Consider the following 25,230-nt stretch of genomic DNA (forward strand, 5'->3'; position numbering starts at 1 on the left):
ATTATCACTCAGCTGGCGTGTCCGTTAAAAGTCCTCGGCAGATAAGTCCACTCACGGCCGGTCACACCACTCACATAACGGCGCGGTGAACGATTCACGACGAACAGTTGAATTTCTGTTGAACAAGACGGGAAACGGGACTACGCTGCTGTGAGCCCGAAGACGGGCCGGATGTCAAGGGTGTTCGGTGACTATGCAGGCACCTGGACGGCAGGGGGTGCCATGCTCGACCGTACTCTTCACGTGATCCGACGAACCGGCGTCGTCGTGGGACTCATTGTGGTGCACTTTCTCATCGGCGCGGGCATCGCACTGCTCATGGCCGCCGTCATCATTCGTTCCCACTGGGGCGAAATTTCCGTCAACCAGATGCTCCTGAACATTGTGTCAGTGGAAACCGACGGCGGTGGCGGATCCATTGTCTGGATCAGTGTTCTGGGAATCGGGGTGTTGCCCCTGCTCATCACGGTCGGGATAGCCCTGTGGCGATCGGTGCGGCGCCGCAAGCGCCGCCGCACCGGCGACAGCCTCCGTCCTCGTCGCTCGCCGTGGATCACGCGCACCATCTCCTCCAGCCTGGTCGCCGCGATAGTTGTCGGCGGTACCAGCGCTTTTGCCAGCACCGTGGGCGTGAGGGACTACATTGACGCGGCCAATTCCGAGTACGACGTCGGTGACTTCTATGTGGAGCCAATCGTCACCGACGACGCCAACAAGCGCAACCTGGTGCTGATCTATCTCGAATCCGGTGAGGCCACCCTCGCAGACGACCAGCTCTTCGAGAAGGACGCCTTTGCTCCCCTCAAGGCGGTGACCGACGCATCAGACGGCTGGCAGAGCGTGGCCGACCTCACGCAGTACGAGGGGGGAGGCTGGACCATGTCCGGACTCGTCTCGACGCAGTGCGGCATCCCGCTGAAGGGCATTGGCGCCGCCTCGGGCGGCGGCGCATACAACGCTCTCGGCGGCAACGTCGACACCTACCTCGGTGGATCCACCTGCCTGGGCGATGTCCTGGCCGGGCACGGCTACACGAACGTTTTCCTGGGTGGGGCCAACTCTTCCTTCGCCGCGAAGAACGTCTTCCTGGGCAACCACGGTTACTCGAGGGTAAAGGATCTATCCCACTGGCGCGCCGCCGGCGAGCCGAAAAAGGCCTTCCGCAGTGACTGGGGCCTCAGCGATGAACGCCTCCTGGCGAACGCCAGGGACGAGGTCGACGAACTGCACGCCGAGGCGGAAAGGACCGGCCGGCCGTTCAACCTCTCCCTGCTGACGCTCGATACCCATGAGCCGGTGCATATCTTTGACTACTGCTCTGTGGATACGCAGAGTGAGGTCACCTCCGTGTTCGCCTGTTCCCTGACGCAGGTGGCCGGATTTGTGGACCATCTGCGGCGGCAGGGCTATCTCGACGACACCGCCGTGGTGATTATGGGTGACCACCTTAAGCAGCTGGGAGGCGGACATGCTTTCCAGGAGCAGCTGGCGAACAACCCCGACCGCACCATCTTCAATCGGATCTGGGTTCCGGGCAGGGACAGGGGCGGCATCCTGCGGCCCCGAATGGACCAGTTAAACATGTATCCGACAATCCTGGACGCCGTCGGACTGACCGCCGTAGATCAGGAGGCAGGGTTGGGCGTGTCAGCTTTCGCTTCGAAGGTCCCGGCCGACTCAGCACAGGCCTTGCGGCCGGGACCCTATGCCGAGCTGGTGAAGTCGCTCTCTCAGCAGTTTTACGCGAATGCCTGGGCTGGCGAGGACGCCGCCGAGCAATAGCGCCGCCCGTCTTTAGCCCGCCAGGACGATGCGCTGGCCATTGATGGCTGGCGCGTCCTCGGCGAAGAGTCCGACTACCGCCGCCGCGAGGTCATCGACGTGGGTGTAGCCGGGGAACGTGCGGTCCGGGTGGGCGGTTCGCATCGCGTCGTCGACGAGTGCCTTGACTACCACAATGGTGGCCGCCGACGTCGGGCCCGAGGCGGTGGTGCTGGAGCCATCCGCTGTCTGCTGGTCGCGCCGAAATCCGTCGGCCACCGCCCGGGTCCAGGTTTCCGCGGCCGCCTTGACCGCCGCATAGGAGGCGACAGCCGCCGTCGGGCTGTCCACGGCGGTGGAGGAGACGATCGCCAGCCGGCCGGTCCGGGAGGCAACAAGTGCTGCGTAGAAGGCACGGCTGGTGTTTCTGAGGGTGGTGAGCCCGCTGGTGTGAAGGGCCTCGTAGTCGTCGTCGGACTGTCCGGTGATCCCGCTGCCGCCGCGCCACCCTCCCACCAAGTGAATGAGGCCATCGATCGAGGGGTAGTCGGCCGTGAGCGCGCGGGCCAGGTCATCGACTGCCGGTGCGTCGGCGAGGTCGCAGACCCTGCGGTCCACCTCCTTGAGGTGTCCCAGGGCGCGGTCCAGCCTGCCCTTATCCGAGCCGACGGCCACCACTGAAGCACCGTGCTGCCTCAGCAGGGTGACGCAGGCGATGCCCGATGCCCCCGCGGCGCCGGCCACGACAACGGTCAGGCCGTCCAGCGTGGGGGCACCGGCGTTCACGCGGCGGTTCCGGTGATCCCGGCGGTCGACTCGATAACCTGCTTCATCTTGCGGTCAAGGGCCTCAAAGAACATGGAGAGCGGGAATTCGTCGTCCAGGACGGCGTCGGTCAGCCCGCGGGGCGGGCCGGTCAGTTCGAGAGCGTCGGGACCTTTAGCCCACACCGACGCAGGGTGGGGCGTCACCGTTTCGGTGACCAGGTCATAGGCGGCAAGCCAGTGGGCAGTCTTCGGGCGGTCGATGGACCGCCAGTACAGCTCCTCGATCTTCTCACCGAGGGCAATGACGACGTCGGGAACCTCGTCCCAGTCAATGCTGAGGCGGCTGTCGGTCCAGTGCAGCACGTGGTGCTGGTGCAGCCATGCGAACAGGAGCTGACCCCCCAGCCCGTCGTAGTTCCTGACCCTGCTGCCGGTGATGGAGAAGCGGAAGATCCTGTCGAAGATGACCGCGTACTGCACCAGCCGGGCGTGGCGGCGGGTTTCGTCCGGCTCTGATTCGTTATGGGCAATCTTCACCGATTCGCGGAAGGCGGTCAGGTCACACCTGAGTTCCTCGAGGGAGTACAGGAAGTAGGGCATCCGCTGCTTGATCATGAACGGGTCGAAGGGCAGGTCCCCGCGCATGTGGGTGCGGTCGTGAATGAGGTCCCACATGACAAAGGTGCGCTCGGCGAGCTGCTGGTCCGCAACCAGTTCAGCGGCTTCTGCCGGGAGCTCCAGTTTGGTGATGTCGGCTGCGGCGGTGACCACCCGGCGGAAGCGTGCCGCTTCACGGTCGGCGAAGATGGCGCCCCAGGTGAACTGCGGAGTGGTGCTGACGGCAACCGTCTCGGGGAAGAGGACAGCCGAGTTGGTGTCATATCCGGCGGTGAAGTCGAGGAACCGGATCGGGACGAAGAGTCTGTTGGAGTAATCGCCGGCTTCCAGTTCGGCGATGAATTCCGGCCAGAGCACCTCGATTAGGACTGCTTCGACCAGTCGGTTGGTGCTTCCGTTCTGGGTGTACATCGGGAACACCACCAGATGCCGCAGACCGTCGACCCGGTGCTGCTGTGGCTGGAACTGCAGGAGGGAATTGAGGAAGTCGGGCACACCGAAACTCGTCGCCTGCCAGGCGCGGAAATCCCCGACCAGGGCGCCGAGGTAGGCGGCGTCGTGAGGGAAGGCCGGCGACAGGGTCTCGATGGCGTCAATGATGGCGGTGACCAACCCAGCTGCGGCGGGGAGGTCCGACGGCTCCGGGACGGACCCGTCCTTAACCTGGAGGGCCTGCAACGTCGAGGCCGCGGTCTTGAGCTGATGCCAGGCCAGTGACTTCTCGGGCGCCTCAGCGCACGAGACGGCAGGAAGCGTGGCGGGTCCGGCCGCGGTGGGGCTGGTGTCTATGGTCGTCGAGGTCATAGAAGCGAGCGTAGCAACTAAAAAGGTTTACTTACCGAAAAAGACTGCAAGCCTAAGTAACTCTTATGCAGCTCGGGCTCTGCCCGGACGGGAGGCCCAGATGTGCTGGACCTCCCGATCGCCAGCGGCCTAGGCCTGTTCGACCAGTTTCATGGAGACCGAGTTGATGCAGAACCGCTGATCGGTGGGGGTGCCGTAACCCTCGCCCTCGAAAAGGTGGCCCAGGTGCGAATCGCAGTTCGCGCACCGGACCTCGGTACGCTTCATGCCCATGGACGTGTCATGCAGGTATCGGACGGTGTCCTCAGCCAGCGGGGCCCAGAAGGACGGCCAGCCACAATGCGAATCGAACTTCTCGTTGCTGGTGAACAGCTCATGGCCGCACGCGCGACACTGGTAGACACCTTTGGTGTCGTTTTCGTAGTACTCGCCGGTATAGGGACGTTCCGTGCCGGCCTGGCGAAGGACGCGGTATTCCTCAGCTGTCAGCTCTGAACGCCACTCGTCGTCGGTCTTCTGGACAGGGACATCGCTGGGTTCTGTTGTGCTCATGGTTTCTTCAACGCCTAGGAACCGCCGATAAATCCCGAACCGGAGTAGAGGTGCAGCACAGGCACTCCCAGCCGGTCCTGTGCCTGATTAGCCCAGTCGGTGTGCAGCGTGTCGGCGACGGCGTGTGGACGGGTGATAACGACAGCCTGGCGGGCGTCATGTTCGGCGACTGCCTCCACCAAGGCTTCGACGGCGTTGCCAGACGCGACGAACCCGCGCGCCGGAAGTCCGTGGGACTCAGCCACCCGCATCGATGCCTCAAGCGCCGCCTCTGCGCTGACCCGTGACTCCTGTGCCGAAGGCTGCCCCTGGGACAGATCGCGGAACGCACCGGAAAATTCCAGGAGGCTCAGATGGTGAAAGAACTCGGCCAGCACATTCTTGTGGCGGTCGTCAGGGATCAACACCAGCAACGTGGCCGGCTCGTCACCGACAAGGGTCGACAGATTCTTTGCATCAGCGTCGTTGAGGCTTTCTTCGGTCAGTACCACTATCGTCTCGGCCATGAGCCAAGACTAGTGCTCAAGCCGCCCGCGCCCTAGCAACCGGCACCATGGGGCCGGCGCGACACCCCGCCCTGTGTGTCGACGATCCGTGGAACGTCAGGCAAGAATGGGGTATGCCTAAACTTCGCGTCCCGTCGTCGGCGCCGACCGAAACCGCACCCTGGGTCAAATGGACCATGCTTGGGGTCGGGATTGGTGGTGCCGTCGGGTCAACGGTCGCTGCCGCCACCTCAGGTCTTGCCGCCCACTTCGCACGGCAGGTGGTCACACCGGCACGCGTGAGAGATGAGAACCTCGACATTCTTGCGGTGATCGGAACAGGCACGGGACAACAGGTCATCCTCCCGGCAAACGACGACACCACGGTCGAGGGAACGTACAGCCTCTACTTCGACGGCGGCCGCGGGCACGCCCGGATCGGAGCAATCCGGTCCTACGTTCCTCGTGAGGGAACCGTTCAGCGCGAGGTGGAGGCCGTCTACTCGGGCCGGCTGCCCGGCGCTACCCGGGGATGGTGGAGCGGTGCGGTCTACCCTTCGCCGTCATCGCTTGGCTTCGCCGAGGAGGAGGTGGGTATTCCTGTCGAGGGGGGAGTAGCCCCCGCCTGGCTGATCCGGGCGGAGGGATTATCTAAAGATTGGGCGGTGATGGTCCATGGCCGGGGAGTGCAGCGGACCGAGGGCCTGCGGGCCGTGCGGCTGGCGCGCTCGCTCGGGATGACCTGCCTGCTGGCCTCGTACCGGAACGACGGCGAAGCCCCGTACGCTGCCGACGGCAGGTATGGGCTGGGGATGACCGAATGGCGCGATGTCGAGGCGGCCATTGACTACGCAGTGGCCCACGGCGCCGAGGGCGTGGTGCTTTTCGGCTGGTCGATGGGCGGCGCGATCTGCCTCCAGACCGCCGACCTTTCCCGGCACCGCCAGCGGATCAAGGCACTTGTGCTCGATGGTCCGGTGGTCAACTGGATCGAGGTCCTCGCACATCACGCGCAGCTCAACCGCATCCCGGCGTCGATCGGCCGGCTGGGCCAATGGCTCTTGACCAACCGCGCGGGCCGTAAAGTCACCGGGCTGGCGGCGCCGCTCGACCTGAAGAGTCTGGACTGGGTGGCCCGCGCCGAGCAGCTGACCATCCCGACCCTGATCATTCACAGCGAGGACGACGAATTCGTCCCGGTGGGTCCATCAGCCGAACTAGCCGAAAAAAACCCGGCTTTCGTGACCTTCGAACGGTTTCACCGGGCCCGGCACACCAAGGAGTGGAACGTCGACCCGGTGAAGTGGGAGCAGACGGTGGCCGCCTGGCTCGCCCCGGTCCTTCACGGTCGTGCCCGGCCGGGCGTCCGGGCCTGACCGCGCGAGGAAGCCGGGCTAGGCCGGCTGCCCGGCCCGCACCGTCCGTTTGATCCGACCCAGCATCGCGGTCATTCCGCGCATGCGCAGCGGGGTGATGGCCCGGGTGAGCCCCAGCCGATCCGGTACATCGTCGGGGACGGCGAGGATATCAGCGGAAGGCAGCCCGTCCAGGCCCTCCAGCAGCACGCCAGCGAACCCACGGGTGGTGGGCGCCTCCGGTGGCGCTGAAAAGTGCAGGTGCACAATCCGCTCGGGGTCCCCGCCGATCTCGACGTTAAGGAATAGGGGCGTCTGGCATTCGACCACCTGTTGCAGCAACTCCGGGTGCTCCCGAAGGTGTTGTGGGAGTTCGGGGAGCCCCTGAGAGAACTCGAGCAACAATTGCAGCCGGTCGGGTTCGTCGAGAGCCTGAAAGTCCTCGACAATCTCTTCCAACTTGTTGGGAAGCGGCGTGGTCACGATACCGGAACCTCGCCGCGCTCTTCACCTTTGACGATGGGGACCCGCACAGCGTTGCCCCACTCGGTCCAGGACCCGTCGTAATTGCGTACCTTGGTGAACCCCAGCAGGTGGAACAGGACAAACCAGGTGTGGCTGGACCGTTCCCCGATCCGGCAGTAGGCAACAACGTCGTCGTCATCCTTCAAGCCAACCTCGTCGCGGTAGATGGCGTCGAGCTCACTCCTACTTCGGAAGGTGCCGTCCTCGGCGGCGGCGCGGGCCCACGGCACCGACGCGGCCGATGGAATATGGCCCCCCCGGAGTGCGCCCTCCTCGGGGTAGGCAGGCATATGGGTGCGTGCACCGGTGTACTCCTCCACTGAGCGGACGTCGATCAGAGGCTTTCCGAAATGATCCAGGACGTCACTCAGATAGGCGCGGATGGGAGGGTCGTTGCGTTCCACTACCGGGTAGTCGGTGGTCTGGGCGGCGGGCACCTCGGTGGTGGTTGGCCTTCCCTCGGCCAACCACTTGTCGCGGCCACCGTCGAGCAACCGGACGTCCTCGTGGCCGAACAGGGTGAACACCCAGAGCGCGTAGGCGGCCCACCAGTTGCTCTTGTCGCCGTAAATCACCACCGTCGAGTCCCGGGAGATGCCCTTGGTTGACATCAACCGGGCAAACGCTGCGCCGTCAACGTAATCGCGGGTGACCTCATCATTGAGATCGGTGTGCCAGTCCACCTTCACCGCTCCCTGGATGTGGCCGGTGTTGTAGAGCAGCACATCCTCATCGGATTCGACGACGACCAGCGACGGGGTATCAAGATTCTCCGCCAGCCAGTCCGTGGTGACGAGCCGTTCCGGGTGGGCATAGTGAGCGAATTTCTCATTGGGATCTGCTGCGACTGACATCCGTGGCCTTCCTCGTGATGTATGTGTGGTCTCTACTAGCCTAACCACGGGCACCCACAATTTTTTCCGGGGCGTCCACAGTGCGCCATGATTGCTCACCGGCGGGCGGCATGAGGGCGCCCGGCCAGGGGGGAGTGCCGTATTCTTGCTTACCGTGGCAACTATCGAACAGCTTTCCCAACGGACCCCCAAAGTTTCGGTCGACGAACTTCTGACGGGCTTCTATCCGTCCCCACGATTCGGCGACGTCTCCTTTGACAGCTACCGCCCGGATCCCGGTCAGCCGTCGCAGGCCGCTGCAGTCAAAGCGCTGTCCGAGTTTGCCGACATGGTCAACCAGCCGGAACCGACGGGCTTGCGTAAGCTGTTCGGCGCGAAGAAGGCTCGGGCCCGGGCGGGGATCTACCTGGACGGCGGTTTCGGGGTGGGAAAAACCCACCTGTTGGCGTCACTTTGGCATGCCACCACCGGCAAGAAGGCCTTCGGGACGTTCGTCGAGTACACTAACCTGGTGGGCGCCCTGTCGTTCCGGCGGGCGGTCGACGCCCTCTCCGGGTATGCGCTGGTCTGTATTGATGAGTTTGAACTCGACGATCCAGGCGACACGGTCCTGATGTCCCGGCTGATGCGCGAACTCGCCGACGCGGGAGTGAAGCTCGCTGCGACGTCGAACACCCTCCCGGGCTCGCTGGGCGACGGACGATTCGCCGCCGTCGACTTCCAACGGGAAATCCAGGTGCTCGCCGACCAGTTTGATGTGCTCCGGATCGATGGTGAGGACTACCGCCACCGTGGGCTCCCCGAGGCGCCGGTTCCCTTCACCGAGGCAGGCCTCCACGACCGGGTTCGCGACCTCAAGGGCGGCCCCGACGGGTTGCTCGCCGAGGACTCTTTCAGCGACCTGGTCAAGCATCTCGCCGGCGTGCACCCAAGCCGGTACCGGCAGCTGATCGACGGGGTGGATTTCATCGCCTGGCACCACGTGGCGACCATCTCGGAGCAGGCTGTCGCACTCCGTTTCGTGGTCCTCGCCGACAGGATCTATGACAAGGATATCCCCGTGCTGGCCAGCGGCGTCGCCTTCGACCAGCTCTTCACCGAAGAAATGATGACCGGCGGGTACATGAAGAAGTACCACCGCGCGGTATCACGGTTGACCGCGTTGGCGCGTCAGGGCAGCGAGCTGGAGCGCACCAGCCCGTAGGCACTGTTCCTGAACGCAGAAAGTGCCGGCGCTGCCTCGCGGCAGGACCGGCACTTTCTTCTCGAGCAACAGGTCTTATACGGCCGGGGGAGTCCCGGGGCCAGCTGGCCGGTTGGTGTCCCCGCGGTCGGTCTTATCGACCATTTCGGAGGCTTTGGACTGAACCTTGTCGATCTTGTCGGCGTACTTGCCACCGGTCTTGCTGTCAACAAAGTTGCCAGCGTGACCGATACCGTCCTTGATCTTTCCAGAGTTCTCGCCCACCAGTTCGGTTGCCTTTTCCTTCAGCATCCCGGCCTTGCCCTTGAGCCCGTCAAATATAGACACAGGCACCTCCTTTCGATCCGGGAACCTGATGCTCCCACTGATAAGTATCTTAGAACGCCGGGGTGACAGTTCCAAGGAGAAAGCCTGTGCTGTAGCTGGGTATCCGCCATGGGCGTATTCGGGCCGGAGATTGCTCCGGGGCCAGGGGTGTGACAGCCTTGAAGGGCCAGATGGCACCCGGACGAGGTGCGCCGTACCCGGTCAGCGACAAGACGGCGTTTCAGGAGTGAGACAGTCATGGCATGGATCGTTTTAGTGGTATCGGGTGTGCTCGAAGCCGTCTGGGCTACGGCCTTGGGGAAGTCCGAAGGGTTCACCCGGCTAGTCCCCACCATCATTTTCGGTATCGCGGTCACGCTCAGCATGGCCGGTCTGGCGTGGGCCATGCGAACCCTTCCCGTGGGGACCGCCTATGCGGTCTGGGTAGGGATCGGCGCGTCCCTGACCGTGGCCTACGCGATGATGTTCGACGGCGAATCTGCGTCAGTCGTTAAAGTGCTGTTGGTCCTGGGGATTGTTGCCTGCGTGATCGGCTTGAAGCTGCTGCACTGACATCCGTGTGGCGTTCTCGTGCAGGGTTTCCCACCCATGGGGCGTGGTCATTGGGAATGTCTAGATATTCCCAATGATGGGTGCCGGTGAGTGGGATTCCCGGCCGTGGAGCAGCACAGGTGCCCACTATCAGCGGACAGTTGCTGGGCATAGACGCTCATGACCTGTGAGACCGCGTGCTGGCGGTCATTTGTGTCGATCGGAGCCCGTGTGCTGGGGATGTGGAGCGGACGACGGGATTCGAACCCGCGACATCCACCTTGGCAAGGTGGTGCTCTAGCCAGCTGAGCTACGTCCGCGAAAAAGCGGTACCCGGTGGATTCCGGAGAATCACTGGGAACCGCTTTGAGTGGGCGATACTGGGATCGAACCAGTTTTGTTTAGTATCGCGATCACTTGGTGGCAGTAGGTGAAAGTCGCTGTGACCTGCACCGTTCCTAAACAGTATCGCCTGACACGCTCAGACACAAATGGACATAGGGTTACTCTGTTATTGCACGATAGTTGCACGAACCAGGGGGCATCATGCCATCACGTCAGCGTCGAAGTTTCGGAGCAATCAGGAAGCTACCCTCTAAGCGGTATCAAGCCCACTATCTTGGCCCAGACCTGCAAAAACACAACGCGCCCCACACCTTCGAAACACGCGAAGATGCTGAAGGCTGGCTAGTCAGCGTCCGCCGCCAGATTCAAAATGAGGAATGGACGGGTGCGCAGCCAATGAAAAAGGCCGTGGAGACGTTTGGGCCATTCGCGGAGAGATGGTTGGCCCAGCGAGACCTAGCACCACGGACCCGTCAGCACTATTCCAAGCTCCTAGAAACACGGTTGAACCCAACCCTCGAAGCGATCCCATTGAAAGCCCTCACAGCGCCTCTGGTGCGCACGTGGTACGCCGGAATGGGCAACGACACCCCGACCTACAGGGCGCACGCCTACGGGCTCCTGCGAACGATCTTGCAGACCGCCGTCGAGGATGAATTGCTTGCGGTGAACCCTTGCCATATTCGCGGCGCAGGGAACTCAAAGCGGGTCCACAAAATCAAGCCGGCTACTCTTCCGCAGATTGAAGCCCTGGTTAGCGCGATGCCTGAAAAGTATCGGGCGCTGACGTTGTTAGCGGCCTGGTGCGGTTTGCGGTTCGGTGAGTTGACCGAGCTGCGGCGAGCCGACATCGATATAAAGCGCGGTGTGATTCACGTCCGTAGGGGAGTGGTGCGTGTTGATGGGCGCATTGAAGTTGGCAAGCCTAAATCTGATGCCGGCGTTCGCGATGTCTCGATTCCGCCGCATCTTATTCCGCTTGTGCAGGCGCATGTGGATAACTTCGCTGCACCCGGACGGCAAGGGCTGATCTTTCCGACTGTAACCGGCGAGCACCTTGCACCGTCGACCCTCTACAAGTCGTTCTATAAGGCCCGGAAGGTCGCTGGCCGTGACGATCTGCGCTGGCATGACCTCCGGCATACTGGCGCGGTTCTGGCGGCGTCTACGGGCGCAACACTGGCCGAACTTATGGCCCGTCTCGGTCACTCAACATCGTCTGCTGCGCTCCGGTATCAGCACGCAGCAGACGGGCGTGATGCGATCATTGCCGCCCGATTGTCGGAGCTGGCAGTTGGTGGCCAGTAACGCTGTGTCAGGACATTGAATGACATCGTTGCAGTTATCGACGGCTTCCGGTAATGTTGGTCTTGCTTAGCCGTAAGTGTCGGAAAAACTACCCCGTGTACCTTGCCGGGAGATTCAACACCACCCTTTGGGTTCGTCCCTCGGAGCAGCAATAAAGACTGCCGTTTGGCAGCAGGCACACCGCCTCAGAATGATTCTATTTACGTGCCAGTAGTGCCAGGTCCGTCGTTCACGGCAAGCCGCAAGGCTGTAAGCCACTAAAGCTAGCCCAAATCGCCCGACAGTTCGCGTCGGAGATGAGGGCATTTTTTATGCCCAAAACCTAGACCCCACCTAACACCCCTTACGCACGCCGTGAGGGGTTTCGCATTTAACGGATAAACACCATCACCAGGCCGGAACAGGCAACGTTCCGGCCTTCGTCATTTAAGGATCCAAAATGAAAAACGCATCGCATTCGACGCGGTATGTGTCTCTCACCGAGTCCGCCGAATACACCAACCTCTCAACGCGCACCATCCGCCGCTACATTGCCCAAGGGCTACTCACCGGCTACCGAGTCGGACCCCGGCAAATCAGGGTAGACCTCAACGAACTAGACGAAATGTTCCGCGCAATGCCAACGACAGGCACCGGCAATTGATCCGGGCGGTACTGAACCTAGACCTTGCCGCCTACCCCAGCAACTACGGATACAACTTCTACGAGTTCGAGCGCCGGAACCGGGACGCCATCCAAGAACTCGCACCGGGCTCACTAGTCCGATTGAAGGTAGGCAAACACATGCCTCAAGTCAGCGCCGGATTTCTTCGAGCTGATCTTTATTGGGAAGTCGAAGGCAACGACAGTCACATTCTGAATGCCTGGATTGAAGCAGCGACAGGAGGACCGCAACTTGCCGAATTTTGAGCCGTGGACGGATGAGCCACCACCCGATTACTGGGGAGACACGGGCAATTCGCCCGTCGGTTCGTCGCTTTCGTCGGTCCCGTCGGTTCCTGAAGGGGGTCCGTCGGTTGAACCGACAGGACAGTTACTGACCGAGATACGGGCATGGTTGGCACGCTTCGTAAGCGTCATGGAAGACCTCGACCTAGACCTACTCACCCTCTGGGCCTTCCATACACACCTTGCCTACGAAACCTACTCCACGCCCAGACTCCAACTTGACTCGACAATGCCCGGATCGGGCAAAACAACTGTATTGGAACATCTGAACAGGCTTTGTCTGAATCCAATTCAAGCGGCGTCCCTATCTTCACCAGCTCTCCTAACCCGGATGCTCAGCAATGGGATACGAACCATTCTCATTGATGAAGTAGACCGGTCACTGGATCCCAAGAAAGAAGGCGTAGGGGAACTAATTGCAGTCCTCAACTCGGGATACAAGCGAGGCGCAACTCGCCCGGTACTCGTGCCGAGTAAGGGAGGGAATTGGGAGGTAGCGGAGATGCCGACTTTCTCACCCGTGGCAATGGCCGGAAACTCGCCGGCACTTCCCGACGACACCAAATCCAGGTGTATCCGTGTACTCCTCATGCCTGACCTGCAAGGGGTAGTCGAGTCGTCCGATTGGGAAGAAATCGAAGAGCACGCGCAACATCTCGGATCCAGGCTGGCAGCAGCAGCCGATGAAGTGCGTGAATACGTAAAAGCAGTTCGCCCAGCACTCCCGGACGGGTGCATTGGACGCATCAAAGAACGGTGGAACCCAATTATGAGAGTTGCATCCGCTGCGGGTGACGAATGGGTAGACAAAGCCCGTCAATTGATTATCCGCGACATTGCAGAAGTCGAAATGGATAGGGAAGACGGAATGACCAGTCTTCCCCCAGCCGTAATTCTCCTGAAAGACATTCACGGGATATGGCCGGAAGGGGAGACCTTCGTTTCATCCGCTCGACTCGTCGAAACACTGATCTATCACAACCCACAAATGTGGGGTCTGATGTCGAAATTCGGGAAAGCACTAACTGTTCAAAGGTTCGGAAGAATGCTCGTCCAAGCTTTCAAGATTCATTCCACCCGGCAAGGTGACTCTAAGCGTGGCTACTTCCGACATCAGTTTACCGTCGCCTTCCGTCGGATGAACATCACCCCTCTCCCAGTAACCGACGGGACTGACGGAACCGCCGAACCGACGCCCAATATCCCAACTTTGAAAGAGGCTATCTAATGCCCAACTTGATTCCTATTGGCACCAAGGGCCTGCTAACCATTGCGGGCGATCAGCAGGTAGCAACAGTTGCTGACACCCGCGCAATACAGATCGCTACCGATGACGCGCTCGGGCGTTCTCAGGGACAGTCCACAGCAGATTCCAAGGCCTACACGGACGCTGAACTGGCGGCTAAGAAGTTCGCCCGCCCGTTCATCGCGGCCAACACGGACTGGAATACGCTAACCGAGACTGGTTCGTATCCGGTTCCCTATACCGGCCAAAACTTCACCAACGCCCCCGGCGACATCGCGGGTCGGCTGATTGTCGGGAGTAGTGAGAATCCCAATTCTCCAGCAGCGACGCATCTCTTCGTCGGTTACGCGGGCGCCGGTATTTTCTACAGGTCGCAGGGTTCAACTGGGCTATGGACTAAGTGGGACAAGATTGACAAGCTCCACGCCGGCGAAGCGCAGTCCCACCGGACGATGCTCATCTCAGCGTTCAAGGCTCGCCGCGGCGGTGTCATCGGCACTAGTGGTAAGTCTGCCGTTTCCTTCCGCTTCGATCACGGGCTGACGAACTTCGGCACCAAGATCCTGCCGCTACTCCAGAAGTACAACCTGCCATGGTCGCAGGCTACGAACTCGGCGCAGATCGCTAACCCCGGCAACGCGTCAACCTTCGCGCAACTCTCCGCGTGGTGCGTCGATAACGGCGGGGAAGTCTGGAACCACGGCAGGGATCACATCAGCGCATCCGGTCCCGAGCCGATCTTGAAGGAAATCGTCACCGCACTGGATGAGCTCAAAGCCGGTATGCCTGCCTTGACTGTTGAGGGCTGGGCACCACCTGGCGTTGCTGCTGGCGGGTTCGATGGATACGCGCCTGCCGAAACACTTGAGCAGCATTGGAACACATACGCCGGCCAACTGGTACTCGCCTACCATGCGGCAGTGAGTGGCTACCTTCCCGGGCTGTATCGTCCACTACCGGCTGACATGCCTATTGGTTTTGGGCACGCGACAATTGACGCGCAGACTCCGGCATGGGTTGACGGTGTAATCCGTGGGGCAGTGAACTCACGCATGGGTGTTCAACTGATGTTGCATTCGGCGAACGTTGACACGGTCGGCAATATGACGACCGCCCAGGTTGACGAAGTATTCGCGAATGTCGCATCACTTCGGGACAGCGGGCAGATTGAAGTCCTCACGCCTACCGGGATGCTGCTGGCTGACCCGGAATCCGACTACCGGCACAATCTGATGAGCAACGGGTACTTCAAGGATGCGTTTATCGGCTGGCTAAACACTGTCGCATGGGCGACAACCACTGTCAGCGGCATCACTTACGCCACGACAACCACTGGGACGCCGATCACTCAGGCTGTCGGCTTCTCACGCAAAGAAGCGTTTCTCGGCGGGACACGCGAACTCGTCTATCAGGTTCGTGCGGCTACTGGTGCTGTCGTCCGAACTGCCGCCACCGGAACCGGCATTACAGCATCAAAGGATCACACCCTCGCCGCGTCGCCGAACTGGGTCGAAGTCCGCAAGCCAATCACCATCCCGGCCAACTTTACCGGCGACCTCACTGTTGCTGTCGGCAGAGTGTCGGGCGGAATCGTTGACGTAGCCGACATTCGCCTGCGAAGCATCTAAGGAGTCACAATGCCAGAAACCTGCACCTGCCACAGCGTGGAACAACTCATTGACCACGCCCTACGCGGCGTCACACCACACACCGAACCAACGCTCGATACACCGCCAGCCGTCGCGCTGAACGATGACCAAACGCTCACCGGAATGATCCTTGAGCACTTGAACACACCGACAATAAAGGAACACAACTAAATGAACGTCATCAGCACTCTTCAGGACTTCACTTCCCAAATCGCCGTCATCACCGAGGCCGGCGGGACGGTCACCACCGAATACCAGCGGGTCCTCGACAGGTGGCACGCTTACACCGGACGGGAGTCCACCGCACAGGCGCAGCTCGCTGCCGCAATCCTTGCGAAGGCGTCACCGGATCGGATCGCGGAACTTCACGCCCTAGCCCTAGCCGAACTCGCACCTAGCACCACAACAGCCGATGTCCACAACTCGACATCCGCAGCCGTCTACCCGGTATTGGTCCGCGAATATGAGAAAACCGCAGAGGACAACTATGAGGCCCTCGCCGAACGGTTCAACGAAACCGCAACCAGGTACACCGAAGCCGCCACTATCCTCGACCCGGAAACCCCGCCCGAGCAACTACTGCACGCCACCCAGGAAAAGCGGGACGCCTGGACCGTGGCAGGGGTAACCGCAGCGGAACTGGACGCCCAAATACCAGCCCTCACAGCAGCGGCGAAACTCGCTGGCACTCGAATCACCAACAATGACGGACTGCTAGCCCTCACAGTCAACCCCGGCAAACTGCACCGCCGCCGGGTATGGGAAGCATGGGAGGCAGAGGGTAGGACCGGACGGTGGGCCGCGCTGGTGAAACTCGGTGCGACCATCCGAGCCTGCGACCTCGCCACTTACACCGAATATCGCCAGACCCAGCCAATCGAAACTCGGTACGAAGAGGTCGGCAGAGGGCAATGGATGCCCATCGAAACCGACCCTGAAGACACTGTGAAGCACAGCGGACCAACTGCCGACCAAGTAGCACCGGGCATCAATTCGCCTCGCACACGCGGATTCGTCACCAACTAACCGCATCCGAGATTCGGCGGGTTGCCGTGTTCATTAGCAGGACGGCAACCCGCCGAAAAAGGCACCAACCAACGACAGGGCACACCACCCTTCCAGCACCATTACGCCGGCACTAGCGGCATAGGGCCTGACAGTGCGTACGATATCCAAACCTTTCTCACGTGCGCGTGAGACGACTCCCTACGACCCCCACGCCACCCACCCTGCCCCCGCCCCCAAACTTCGCTCCTCTGGCATAGCGAAGAATATCCCCCCGTATGTTTTTTCCACGTACTGAGGGCCACTGCGGGTTCTGAGGGCGTGTGGAAAAAATGTCATGAGTGCGAATTGCGCTATGTCAGAGGAGCGAAGTCTAGGGAGGGGGAAGGGTGTCCGGGCCCCGGGGGTATTAGGGGTGCTAGCTGCCGTCGTATGGATTCAAAGCTGCGTACTCCCGCAGCGATGTAGCAAGTTTTCGGTCCTTTTTACCGAGCACAACCCTGTGGCCGCTGACTGCCATCGCCCGCACCCAAGATGAGTCTTTCGCCCGGTTATTCAAAGAGATCCCGAGGCCCCTTGCTCGATAGCTAAGTGAGACGCTTTGTCCCGGCCCGATTACAGCGGGTAGGTCCGAATCACCGGGTCCCGGTTCCATATAAGCGAACGCGCTTCGCCCCTTCATTTGTAGCGTCAGCCGGGTGATTTCGGTTGTGGTAGCGCGGCTCATGTTTGTAACTTCTACCGAAACGCGATCGTAGCCCTCGACGGTCCGCATATCGTGGTCAAGCATGGTTGACCAGGCTGTCTCGACTTTGAGGCGGAGACGGTCACTGTAGCGGAATGCCAAAGTAAGCCCGACAGCAAATAGGGAGATAAGGAGAGCGGCGACGGGGATGATTTGCTCCCACCAAGCACCAATTAGTTCTACTTGAAGGGGTCCGGCTGTAAGGTCCATCCAATCAGGCTATACGGAGGGTGTGACAGGTTAGGTACCCGTGGTTGTGTAAGAAATGAGAGTCCATCCACATACGCTATCTGCCGCAATCCTGATGTGACCTGCCCGCAGAGCCTGCCCGCCACTGAATATCGTTGCATCAACAAAATGGATGTAGTTGCCGAAGACGCGGTTCCGATCTTCGCGATTGGTCTTGGTCGAATTGAGCTGTTCATTTATCGACGCATGAACATGGTGAAGTATCCCGCCCGCTTTTTCGTTCCCGCCAGCATCCGCGTCTTGGATCTGTCTCGTTTGCCAGTCGGCTGCTGAGGTCGCGCTGCCACTTACAATCGCGCCCGGGGTGACAACGGAGAGCGAGATGCTTCCGTCGCCGTCTCCGCCCTCAACGATTCCGGCCAGTAAGGCTGATAGAACAGGATCAATGCTCATGATTCTCCACGTAGGTCTGATTGAGTTGCCTTCGCAGCGTACACCTACCGCCGGCCCGACCGCAGTTTAGAGCGGATGGCGTGGGGCCGGTTTGTGGCTACCCGGCGTTACCGCATTAGTCCATACCCATCCCTCTCGCTGCGTCTGTACCTTGGGTTCTGTGAACCGTATCTTTACTGCTGTGCGGGTCCAAGCAACGGCATGAGCCTTCACCTGGACTGCCCGTGATGGGTAACGGATCCAGGCGTAGACGCGGCGCGGCTCTGGGAAGTCGTGGGACGGGTTGCGGTCTAGGTCCAGTTCGGCGGCGGTGAGCATCATGGGTTCTTCCCGCATCACCCAGCCGTCAATCCACTTATCGACGTACCCAGCGCCGTACCGTTTGCTATCTCCCACGGCACCTGACTGTAGTTCTCGCCGGTGACAGTTCCGGTTGACCTGCCCGAACGTTCTTATTGATTCCGTAGAGCGCGAAGATTATCTCGACCGTCTTGCGTTTTTTCGATGCAATGCTGCTCAAGCGGGCTGAGAAACTTCGCCCGATCCTTCAGCACTAGGACTGTTACGTCCAAGTCCTCGGCTATCTCGGCTACCGACCGTGACCTGCGCAGTGTACTAGACAGCGCCTCATGGCTTATCAGGATCCGCGCCGTCTCTTGCCGCACCGATTCCTCGACGGTTTCCGGCTGGGTGCCAGTGTGCCCCGCGAACACGTGGACAAGTTCATGCGTGAGGACGCAGCGCTGTTCCCGTGCCGTCAGTCGCTCTTCCATGTAGATGGTCTGGCCGTCAGTACAGCCGGCCATGCCCTCTGGTAGAAGCGTCAAGACGACTTCAAGGTTCAGGTTCGACTCAACATCTTGCCAGGGGTCATACATTTACTGGGGCGGGGGCGCTCATCCGGCCTCAACCTTGTTGCAGACGGCGGTAAGGAACTGGGCAACGGCTTTCATGTGCTCAACAGGCCGTCCGAAGTCGTCATCCAGACCGAAGATAGCGACTACCGGCTTGCCGTCACGCATGTTGATATCCGCATCGATTGACTGACCTTCCGAGCCGAAGAGGCCGGACTTGATTGAGGCGGAGTGATCCCCAGGGCCTTCGCACTCTGGATCAGTGCACCATACGGGGTGATCTGCTGATTCTGGGATCGAGTCCACGCTTGGCGCTCCAAGATCCTGTTCCAGTAAGGCGGATGGGTTCATTCCCCGTTTCAGCGCGTACCTGATTAGATCCTGGACTGTCTTGATTCCCAAACTCTCCAGGTTGGCGAGCTGCGCGGCGGTGGGATCGTAGGCGATTGTGCTGTTCATGGGGCACCTGTTCCTGTCGTGGCGGGCGATTTACGCGGCTGCCACCGGAACTGTATTGCACGTGTGTTGCACGGTGCGAGTCAGATTATCCGAAATGAGGTTCTGACTAGGGGTAATGCTAGTGGGCGATACTGGGATCGAACCAGTGACCTCTTCCGTGTCAGGGAAGCGCGCTACCGCTGCGCCAATCGCCCATCTAAATGGGTGCAAGATCGCGTACTGGAGGTGGGGACGGGATTCGAACCCGCGTATACGGCTTTGCAGGCCGCTGCCTCGCCTCTCGGCCACCCCACCGTGCCTGGTAAACCAGGACCACCGAATGTACTTCAGCGGTTACAGTGACTTGCGAGCGGACGACGGGATTCGAACCCGCGACATCCACCTTGGCAAGGTGGTGCTCTAGCCAGCTGAGCTACGTCCGCATTGTTGGGTTAGGTCTTATAACCCACGGTAAATCGCTTGATTTGCGGGGTTATTCGTCGCTTTCCAACGAGTAAAAACTCTATAGGAGGAAATGGGGTTCGTCCAATCCGCGTCCGACAGCGTCGGCTACCGGCCGAATGTAGATTGTCCGGTGTCCGGTGTCAGACTGGAAGCATGACTCAACCGCTGCTGGCTCATTCGACTGAGCACGGACGCATGTACTCCCGATCGACCTCTGACCGCCCAATCGTTCCGTCGATCACCACCGTCATCTCTCAGGCGACGACGTCGCTTGATGGGTGGATCGGCTATATGGCCGCCAACGCCGTCGCCAATGATCCCCGGGTGCCCGCGGCGCTCGGCAATCCGTCACAGCTTCGGACGGTGGTCAAGGATGCCTCGGTCGCCGCCGAACGGTACCGGGATGAGGCAGCCGGTCGCGGCACCCGAGTGCACTACTACTGCGAGCAGGTTGCGCTGCGGGATCTCGAACAGTCTCACGACGTCGACGCCGCCCGGCTGGCCCTCGTCGAAAACGGCGAGGAGGCCTTCGCCGCCCGCTTCGACGAATGGTGGACGCTGTACCAGGTGCGGCCCATCGCGGCGGAGCTGACCGTGTGGAATCAGGAGGTGGGCTACGCCGGAACTCTTGATCTGCTCGCCGAGATCGGCGGGCGGATGTGCCTGATCGACTTCAAGACCAAAAACACCGATCGTGATGGCCAGGTCAAGCCACTGGACGACAAAGTGGTGATGCAACTGGTCGCCGGAATGAAGGCTCAGGAGAGCCTGATCGACGGCGAAGCGGGGTCCTGGGAGCCGTGGAAGTACGACCACGAACTGATCCTGTTGGGAGTGGCGATCGGGAAGACTGAAGTGCGGGCCATGCGGGCCAACCCCGACGTCCTGAAAGAGCACTGGTTCCGGTTCTGCGCGCTGAGACGGTCGTGGGAGGCTGGGCTTGACGCCGCGGCCGCCGGGCGCGCGCTGCTCCCCATTGGCCCACCACCGGTGCCGGCCGCGGGCTGACAGCCGGGCAAACCACTGGCCAGCTCAGGAGCCTCCTGGTTCCCGCCTAGAATGGCAGTGAGCCCCGGAAGTTATCAGCCGGTGAACAATCGGCAGTAGTGAACCGTCAACACCCGGTGAAGTTTTCGCAGCAAAGTTCCCACATGAAGTCTCCATATATGAAGCCTCCACAAACGTTAGGACCACGTAAAGCATGGCCGTCTTGAGCATTCGGATCATCGGCGACCCGGTACTGAGAACCCCTGCTGCAGAGGTCACCGGGTTCGGCCCCGATCTCGCCAGGCTGGTCGCTGACATGACGGAAACGATGGACGATGTGCAGGGCGCCGGTCTTGCTGCCCCCCAGGTGGGGATCAGTTTGCGGGTGTTCACCTTCAGGATCGGCAACGCCTCGGGGTATGTAGTGAACCCACTCCTCAACGTGGGCGCCGAGGTGGCACCCGACGACACAGAAGGTTGCCTGTCCATCCCCGGGCTCGGCTACCCGGTGGAGCGGGCCAACTGGGCCAGGGTGACCGGGTTGGACGTCGATGGACAGGCGGTCGAGTACGAAGCGACGGGTATGCTGGCCCGGTGCTTCCAGCACGAAACCGACCACCTCAACGGCTCGCTTTACATTCAACGGCTGGTGGGGGAGCACCGGAAAGCTGCCATGCGCGCCATCCGAAGCTCCACCTACTCGGCCGTCGCAGACCGAACGGCACGGGAACGGGCGCAGTCCATCGGCTCCAGTTTTGGATTCGGATCTGCCACGGCGCAGGCCGCCGGACAGCCAACCGGACGGCCAACCGGCCACGGAACCAGGCAGCCATGAGGGTGATCTTCGCCGGCACCCCGACCGTCGCGGTGCCGTCCCTCGACGCGCTGGTCCAGGCAGGGTTCGACGTCGTCGCTGTGCTGACCCGCGAAGACGCACCACTCGGGCGGAAACGGGTCATGACGCCCAGCCCGGTGGCCGCCCGGGCCGCGGAACTGGACCTTCAGGTTCTTCGCGCCAACCGCATCGACGGCCCCATCATTGAACAGATCGCCGCACTCGGCGTCGACGTGGCGGCGATTGTCGCGTATGGCGGGCTGGTTCCGTCAGGTGCCCTCGACCTCCCGGTGCACGGCTGGATCAACCTTCACTTCTCGCTGCTGCCGGCCTGGCGCGGTGCGGCTCCGGTGCAGCACGCGGTGATCGCCGGGGACGAACTCACTGGCGCATCCACCTTCCGCCTTGAGGTGGGCCTTGATACCGGGCCGGTCTACGGGACCATGACCGAAGCCGTGCGGCCCAGCGACACCAGCGGCGAGCTGCTGGACCGGTTGTCCCACAGCGGGGCTGTCCTTCTGGTACAGACCCTGTCCGCTGTCGCCGCGGGCCGGGCCGAGGCGGTTCCCCAGCAGGGGGCCGTCAGTCTGGCTCCGAAGCTGATGATCGACGACGCACGGGTGGACTGGTCCCAGCCGGCCCTTACCGTCCGGCGCAGGATCAACGGGGTGACGCCCGAACCGGGCGCCTGGACCCGGCTCGGTGACCAGCGGGTGAAGGTCGGTCCGGTCTCACTAGCAACCCGGTCAGTATCGGACTCCGCGCCGGCGTCGGACGTAGTCCCGGACCTGGCGCCGGGCGAAGTCACACTCGACGGGACTTCAGTGCTGGTGGGTACAGGCTCGACCGCCGTCGTCCTCGGCGATGTCCAGCCCGCCGGGAAAAAGCCAATGCGTGCACAGGATTGGGCGCGCGGCGCCCTCCAACAAGGAGAGCTGGTTTTCTCGTGAACAACCAACAGGGACAAGGCAGCACCGGCGGACCGGAACGGCGTCGTAACGCTGCCGGCCGTGAGCGCAACCGGCCAGAACCGCGTGGGTTCTCCACCGCTGCGCCCTCGGAGCGGACCCGGCGTGCCGACCCGGCGAGGCTGGTGGCGTTCGAAGTGTTGCGCGCTGTCGCTGCCGATGACGCCTACGCCAACCTCGTGCTGCCCGTCAGCATCAGGAAGCATCGCCTTGACAAACGTGACGCCGGGTTCGCCACCGAGTTGGCTTACGGGGCGCTGCGCGGGCAGGGCACGTATGACGCGGTGCTGGCGACCTGCGTCGATCGACCCCTGGAGAAGCTTGACCCGGCGATCCTCGACGCCCTGCGGATCGGCACTCATCAGCTGCTCGCGATGCGGGTACCAGCCCACGCCGCCCTGGACCAGACGGTGGGCCTGGCCCGCGCGGTGATTGGCGCCGGACCGTCGGCCCTCATCAACGCGGTCCTGCGCCGGGTCTCAGCGAAGACCCTTGACCAATGGATTGCTGAACTTACGACCGGCCTGACCGACGCCACCAAAATCAGCTCACTCACGCACAGCCACCCCGAGTGGATTGTCCGCGCCCTCCGCCAGGCTCTCGTGGACCACGGCCGCGACGTCTCGGAGATCGAGACCCTGCTGGCCGCCAACAATGCTGCACCGGTGGTCAACCTGCTGGCCCTCCCCGGACTGGGGTCCCTCGATGAGGCCATCGAAGCGGGAGCCGAACCCGGTGAACTCGCCGAAGGGTCAGCCTTGTTCTCCGCCGGTGACGTGGGCCGACTGGAAAGCATCCGGGTCGGCACCACCCGGGTGCAGGATGCCGGGTCCCAGCTGGTCGCCCGAGCCCTGGCCGCCGTGGAACTGAACGGCGCCGTCGAGACCGGGCGCAAGTCCGAGCAATGGCTCGACCTGTGCGCAGGCCCGGGGGGGAAATCAGCCCTGCTCGGTGCCCTCGCTCAGCAGCGCGGCCACACCCTGGTGGCCAACGAACCGGCCGAGCACCGCGCCCAACTGGTGCGGCAGGCCCTCCGGCCGCTCGATCCCGCAGTCTGGACCGTGCGCGTCGGCGATGGTCGGACCGTCGCTGACGAGCTTCCCGACACCTTCGACCGGGTCCTCGTCGACGCCCCCTGCACCGGACTTGGTGCGCTCCGCCGTCGGCCGGAAGCCCGCTGGCGACGGAAGCCCTCCGACATTGCTGCCCTCGGGACACTGCAGCGTGAACTCCTCGCCGCGGCCCTTCGGGCCGTCCGACCCGGCGGGGTGGTGGCCTATGTCACCTGTTCACCCCACCCGGCCGAGACCTCAGCGGTGATTCAGGACTGCCTGCGCCGCCGCGACGACGTCGAACTCATCGACGCCGGGGCGGCGCTCGACGGCGTCAGCCTCACCGGTGCGCTAGCGGCCGGTCACGGGTCCACAGCCCAGTTGTGGCCTCACATTCATGGCACCGACGCCATGTATCTCGCATTGATCCGTCGCACCGCTTAAAAACACTGACCCCCGCCGAAGGAGCGCCATGACCGCCTGCTGCATCAACCCAAGCATCCTGTCCGCCGACTTCGCGAACCTCCAGACTGAGCTGGCACGTATCGCCTCGGCCGATGCGGTGCACGTGGATGTGATGGACAACAGCTTTGTTCCCAACCTCACGCTGGGCCTGCCGGTCGTCAAACGGATCCAGGAGGTCAGTGCTCTCCCGCTGGACGTCCACCTGATGATTGACGACGCCGACCGGTGGGCCCCCGGTTACGCCGAGGTGGGTGCCGCCTCGGTGACCTTCCACGCCGAGGCTGCCGCCGCGCCGATCCGGCTGGCCCGTGAACTCCGCAGCATCGGCTCGAAAGCAGGGCTGGCGCTGCGCCCGGCAACGCCGGTTGAACCGTACCTGGACCTGCTGGGTGAACTGGACCTCCTGCTCATCATGACCGTCGAACCAGGATTCGGCGGACAGCCGTTCCTCGACGTCATGCTGCCCAAGATCCGCCGGGCCGCCGACGCGGTCCAAGGAAGCGGCCTCGCGGTTGCCATCCAGGTCGACGGCGGGATCACCGAGGACACCATCCTGCGCGCCGCCGACGCCGGGGCCACTGTCTTCGTTGCAGGGTCGGCCGTCTACGGCGCAGCAGATCCCGACGCCGCCGTCGTGAGTCTCCGCGCTGCGGCGCAGCGCGCCGCAGAAAAGCGCGCTGCAGACGAGCGCCGATAGTTCCTCGCCGCACGGAACAGGGCCGCACAGAATCAAGGCCAGTCGGAACCGGGCCAAGGGAGACCGCCCTGCGTCTGTGGGAGGTCAGGCATCAATAATGGTGATCCTGATCGAGCGGGCATCGATTGCCGCCTGCTGCAGGATGTCGAGCCGCGGATCGGGCACCACGAGAAACTTCAGCTGCGGCAGGGAATGATAGCTGCGCAGCAGGGGGTTTGCCAGGGTCTCGGCGGACAGCGGCCGGTCGCCGCCCAACTGCAGCAAACCCGGACGATGCTCCCCGAACAGCCGTGCCGTGTGCGTCGCCGCCGCGTCGGCCAGCCCTGACGCCTGGTTCGCCCGACGCCGCGCGAACCGCTGCTGTGACCAGCCACCGGCAGCGGTCCGGGACTGCACATATTTGGTGCCGGTCTTCGACGCGATCAACCTGCCATTCTCGGCAACGCCCACCGCGTAACCGCCCCGCCGCACCAGCACCAGCCCGACGAGGCGCTGACTGGTGGCCAAGGCAATCAGGTCATCGACGGTCGTGCTGTCGGGGCCGGAGCCGGCAGCAGCTTCCCCGGGCGGTTCCAGGAGGGCTACGCACCCGTTGGTCCCGCGCAGCATCAGCCCGCCGCGCGAGCGGACCTCCGCATCAAGCTCAGCCGTGCACGCCAACCCGCCGTTCCCGGCGACGAACCGGTCCACCCAGCCGGGCAGCCGTTCGGGCGGCACCAACACGTGGCGCGGTGATCCCATGACTACTCCCTCTCCACGCCGATGGCGTGCACCCCCGCTGTAGTGCGGCCGCCGATG

The 25,230-nt window shown here is 62.4% G+C and carries 26 protein-coding genes, 4 tRNA genes, 1 pseudogene and 1 riboswitch; of the genes and pseudogenes, 16 read left to right on the top strand and 15 right to left on the bottom strand.

The genetic code is table 11. The features are described 5' to 3' along the window. The first annotated feature begins 150 nt into the window (after window positions 1–150). Complete coding sequence (locus ACX80G_RS08520) at window positions 151–1,782, top strand: sulfatase-like hydrolase/transferase (RefSeq protein ID WP_459307212.1); 1,632 nt, start codon at window positions 151–153, stop codon at window positions 1,780–1,782. Between the two features lie 12 nt (window positions 1,783–1,794). On the opposite strand, the gene ACX80G_RS08525 is transcribed toward ACX80G_RS08520, so the two are convergent. From ACX80G_RS08525 to ACX80G_RS08540, 4 genes are all read right to left on the bottom strand, one after another. Then, entirely contained in the window at window positions 1,795–2,547 is a 753-nt protein-coding gene (locus ACX80G_RS08525; RefSeq protein WP_459307213.1) for an SDR family NAD(P)-dependent oxidoreductase, read from the bottom strand. Further along, the gene (locus ACX80G_RS08530; protein ID WP_459307214.1) at window positions 2,544–3,950 is read right to left on the bottom strand and encodes a DUF6421 family protein; all 1,407 of its coding nucleotides are present in this window, start codon (window positions 3,948–3,950) and stop codon (window positions 2,544–2,546) included. The genes ACX80G_RS08525 and ACX80G_RS08530 overlap by 4 nt, the downstream gene beginning before the upstream one ends. Window positions 3,951–4,079: 129 nt before the next feature. Beyond that, window positions 4,080–4,502, bottom strand: a complete 423-nt coding sequence (gene msrB / locus ACX80G_RS08535; protein WP_459307215.1) for a peptide-methionine (R)-S-oxide reductase MsrB — start codon at window positions 4,500–4,502, stop codon at window positions 4,080–4,082. Between the two features lie 14 nt (window positions 4,503–4,516). Further along, window positions 4,517–5,008, bottom strand: coding sequence for a putative universal stress family protein (locus ACX80G_RS08540; protein ID WP_459307216.1), 492 nt, complete (start codon window positions 5,006–5,008; stop codon window positions 4,517–4,519). A 113-nt stretch (window positions 5,009–5,121) separates the two neighbouring features. On the opposite strand from ACX80G_RS08540, the gene ACX80G_RS08545 reads away from it, so the two are divergent. Then, on the top strand, window positions 5,122–6,363 hold the full coding sequence (locus ACX80G_RS08545; protein WP_459307217.1) for an alpha/beta hydrolase family protein: 1,242 nt from the start codon (window positions 5,122–5,124) through the stop codon (window positions 6,361–6,363). 18 nt (window positions 6,364–6,381) lie between these two features. Here ACX80G_RS08545 and ACX80G_RS08550 read toward each other — a convergent pair whose 3' ends face one another. Together ACX80G_RS08550 and ACX80G_RS08555 are read right to left on the bottom strand one after the other, a co-directional pair. Then, window positions 6,382–6,828, bottom strand: coding sequence for a SufE family protein (locus ACX80G_RS08550; protein WP_459307272.1), 447 nt, complete (start codon window positions 6,826–6,828; stop codon window positions 6,382–6,384). Continuing rightward, window positions 6,822–7,721, bottom strand: a complete 900-nt coding sequence (locus ACX80G_RS08555) for a sulfurtransferase (RefSeq protein WP_459307218.1) — start codon at window positions 7,719–7,721, stop codon at window positions 6,822–6,824. The genes ACX80G_RS08550 and ACX80G_RS08555 overlap by 7 nt, the downstream gene beginning before the upstream one ends. Before the next feature lie 154 nt (window positions 7,722–7,875). On the opposite strand from ACX80G_RS08555, the gene zapE reads away from it, so the two are divergent. Beyond that, on the top strand, window positions 7,876–8,925 hold the full coding sequence (gene zapE / locus ACX80G_RS08560; protein WP_459307219.1) for a cell division protein ZapE: 1,050 nt from the start codon (window positions 7,876–7,878) through the stop codon (window positions 8,923–8,925). A 75-nt stretch (window positions 8,926–9,000) separates the two neighbouring features. Here zapE and ACX80G_RS08565 read toward each other — a convergent pair whose 3' ends face one another. Continuing rightward, window positions 9,001–9,252, bottom strand: a complete 252-nt coding sequence (locus ACX80G_RS08565) for an antitoxin (RefSeq protein ID WP_459307220.1) — start codon at window positions 9,250–9,252, stop codon at window positions 9,001–9,003. A 160-nt stretch (window positions 9,253–9,412) separates the two neighbouring features. Next, window positions 9,413–9,474, top strand: a riboswitch (guanidine-III (ykkC-III) riboswitch). 15 nt (window positions 9,475–9,489) lie between these two features. Between ACX80G_RS08565 and ACX80G_RS08570 the strand changes: the two genes are divergently transcribed. Continuing rightward, a complete protein-coding gene (locus ACX80G_RS08570; RefSeq protein WP_459307221.1) occupies window positions 9,490–9,804 on the top strand; it encodes a DMT family transporter in 315 nt (104 codons plus the stop codon). A 222-nt stretch (window positions 9,805–10,026) separates the two neighbouring features. Here the strand turns inward: ACX80G_RS08570 and ACX80G_RS08575 are convergent. Next, window positions 10,027–10,103 (bottom strand) — tRNA-Gly (locus tag ACX80G_RS08575). A 226-nt stretch (window positions 10,104–10,329) separates the two neighbouring features. On the opposite strand from ACX80G_RS08575, the pseudogene ACX80G_RS17125 reads away from it, so the two are divergent. The 7 genes and pseudogenes from ACX80G_RS17125 to ACX80G_RS08605 all read left to right on the top strand — a co-directional run. Next, a pseudogene (locus ACX80G_RS17125) lies at window positions 10,330–10,485 on the top strand (hypothetical protein); the annotation flags it as partial. Between the two features lie 147 nt (window positions 10,486–10,632). Continuing rightward, window positions 10,633–11,436 carry a site-specific integrase gene (locus ACX80G_RS08580; RefSeq protein WP_525929871.1) on the top strand — a complete coding sequence of 268 codons (804 nt, stop codon included), beginning with the start codon at window positions 10,633–10,635 and terminating at the stop codon, window positions 11,434–11,436. 439 nt (window positions 11,437–11,875) lie between these two features. Next, window positions 11,876–12,079, top strand: coding sequence for a helix-turn-helix domain-containing protein (locus tag ACX80G_RS08585; protein WP_459307222.1), 204 nt, complete (start codon window positions 11,876–11,878; stop codon window positions 12,077–12,079). 807 nt (window positions 12,080–12,886) lie between these two features. Then, complete coding sequence (locus ACX80G_RS08590; protein WP_459307223.1) at window positions 12,887–13,612, top strand: DUF3631 domain-containing protein; 726 nt, start codon at window positions 12,887–12,889, stop codon at window positions 13,610–13,612. Continuing rightward, a complete protein-coding gene (locus tag ACX80G_RS08595) occupies window positions 13,612–15,258 on the top strand; it encodes a polysaccharide deacetylase family protein (RefSeq protein ID WP_459307224.1) in 1,647 nt (548 codons plus the stop codon). Before ACX80G_RS08590 ends, ACX80G_RS08595 begins: the two co-directional genes overlap by 1 nt. Before the next feature lie 9 nt (window positions 15,259–15,267). Next, window positions 15,268–15,450 (top strand): hypothetical protein, encoded by a 183-nt coding sequence (locus ACX80G_RS08600; protein ID WP_459307225.1) that lies wholly within the window; start codon window positions 15,268–15,270, stop codon window positions 15,448–15,450. Then, window positions 15,451–16,305, top strand: coding sequence for a hypothetical protein (locus ACX80G_RS08605; RefSeq protein ID WP_459307226.1), 855 nt, complete (start codon window positions 15,451–15,453; stop codon window positions 16,303–16,305). 964 nt (window positions 16,306–17,269) lie between these two features. Here the strand turns inward: ACX80G_RS08605 and ACX80G_RS08610 are convergent. From ACX80G_RS08610 to ACX80G_RS08635, 6 genes are all read right to left on the bottom strand, one after another. Then, window positions 17,270–17,671, bottom strand: a complete 402-nt coding sequence (locus ACX80G_RS08610; protein ID WP_459307227.1) for a hypothetical protein — start codon at window positions 17,669–17,671, stop codon at window positions 17,270–17,272. 452 nt (window positions 17,672–18,123) lie between these two features. Beyond that, window positions 18,124–18,549 (bottom strand): ImmA/IrrE family metallo-endopeptidase, encoded by a 426-nt coding sequence (locus tag ACX80G_RS08615; protein ID WP_459307228.1) that lies wholly within the window; start codon window positions 18,547–18,549, stop codon window positions 18,124–18,126. 18 nt (window positions 18,550–18,567) lie between these two features. Beyond that, window positions 18,568–18,984, bottom strand: a complete 417-nt coding sequence (locus ACX80G_RS08620; RefSeq protein WP_459307229.1) for a hypothetical protein — start codon at window positions 18,982–18,984, stop codon at window positions 18,568–18,570. A gap of 122 nt (window positions 18,985–19,106) precedes the next feature. Then, a tRNA-Val gene (locus ACX80G_RS08625) sits at window positions 19,107–19,178 on the bottom strand. A gap of 26 nt (window positions 19,179–19,204) precedes the next feature. Beyond that, window positions 19,205–19,278, bottom strand: a tRNA-Cys gene (locus ACX80G_RS08630). A 54-nt stretch (window positions 19,279–19,332) separates the two neighbouring features. After that, window positions 19,333–19,406 (bottom strand) — tRNA-Gly (locus tag ACX80G_RS08635). Window positions 19,407–19,581: 175 nt separating this feature from the next. Between ACX80G_RS08635 and ACX80G_RS08640 the strand changes: the two genes are divergently transcribed. The 5 genes from ACX80G_RS08640 to rpe all read left to right on the top strand — a co-directional run bounded on the left by ACX80G_RS08640 (window position 19,582) and on the right by rpe (window position 24,432). After that, window positions 19,582–20,436 (top strand): cytochrome, encoded by an 855-nt coding sequence (locus ACX80G_RS08640; protein ID WP_459307230.1) that lies wholly within the window; start codon window positions 19,582–19,584, stop codon window positions 20,434–20,436. Between the two features lie 193 nt (window positions 20,437–20,629). Then, window positions 20,630–21,250: a peptide deformylase gene (gene def / locus ACX80G_RS08645; RefSeq protein ID WP_459307231.1), complete on the top strand. Its 621-nt coding sequence runs from the start codon at window positions 20,630–20,632 to the stop codon at window positions 21,248–21,250. After that, window positions 21,247–22,200, top strand: coding sequence for a methionyl-tRNA formyltransferase (gene fmt, locus ACX80G_RS08650; protein ID WP_459307232.1), 954 nt, complete (start codon window positions 21,247–21,249; stop codon window positions 22,198–22,200). Before def ends, fmt begins: the two co-directional genes overlap by 4 nt. After that, window positions 22,197–23,714: an RsmB/NOP family class I SAM-dependent RNA methyltransferase gene (locus ACX80G_RS08655; RefSeq protein WP_459307233.1), complete on the top strand. Its 1,518-nt coding sequence runs from the start codon at window positions 22,197–22,199 to the stop codon at window positions 23,712–23,714. Before fmt ends, ACX80G_RS08655 begins: the two co-directional genes overlap by 4 nt. Window positions 23,715–23,742: 28 nt before the next feature. After that, window positions 23,743–24,432, top strand: a complete 690-nt coding sequence (gene rpe, locus ACX80G_RS08660) for a ribulose-phosphate 3-epimerase (protein WP_459307234.1) — start codon at window positions 23,743–23,745, stop codon at window positions 24,430–24,432. Between the two features lie 84 nt (window positions 24,433–24,516). Here rpe and ACX80G_RS08665 read toward each other — a convergent pair whose 3' ends face one another. Further along, a complete protein-coding gene (locus ACX80G_RS08665; protein WP_459307235.1) occupies window positions 24,517–25,173 on the bottom strand; it encodes an acVLRF1 family peptidyl-tRNA hydrolase in 657 nt (218 codons plus the stop codon). Window positions 25,174–25,230: the final 57 nt, after the last annotated feature.

The sequence above is a fragment of the Arthrobacter glycogeni genome, assembly GCF_054510815.1.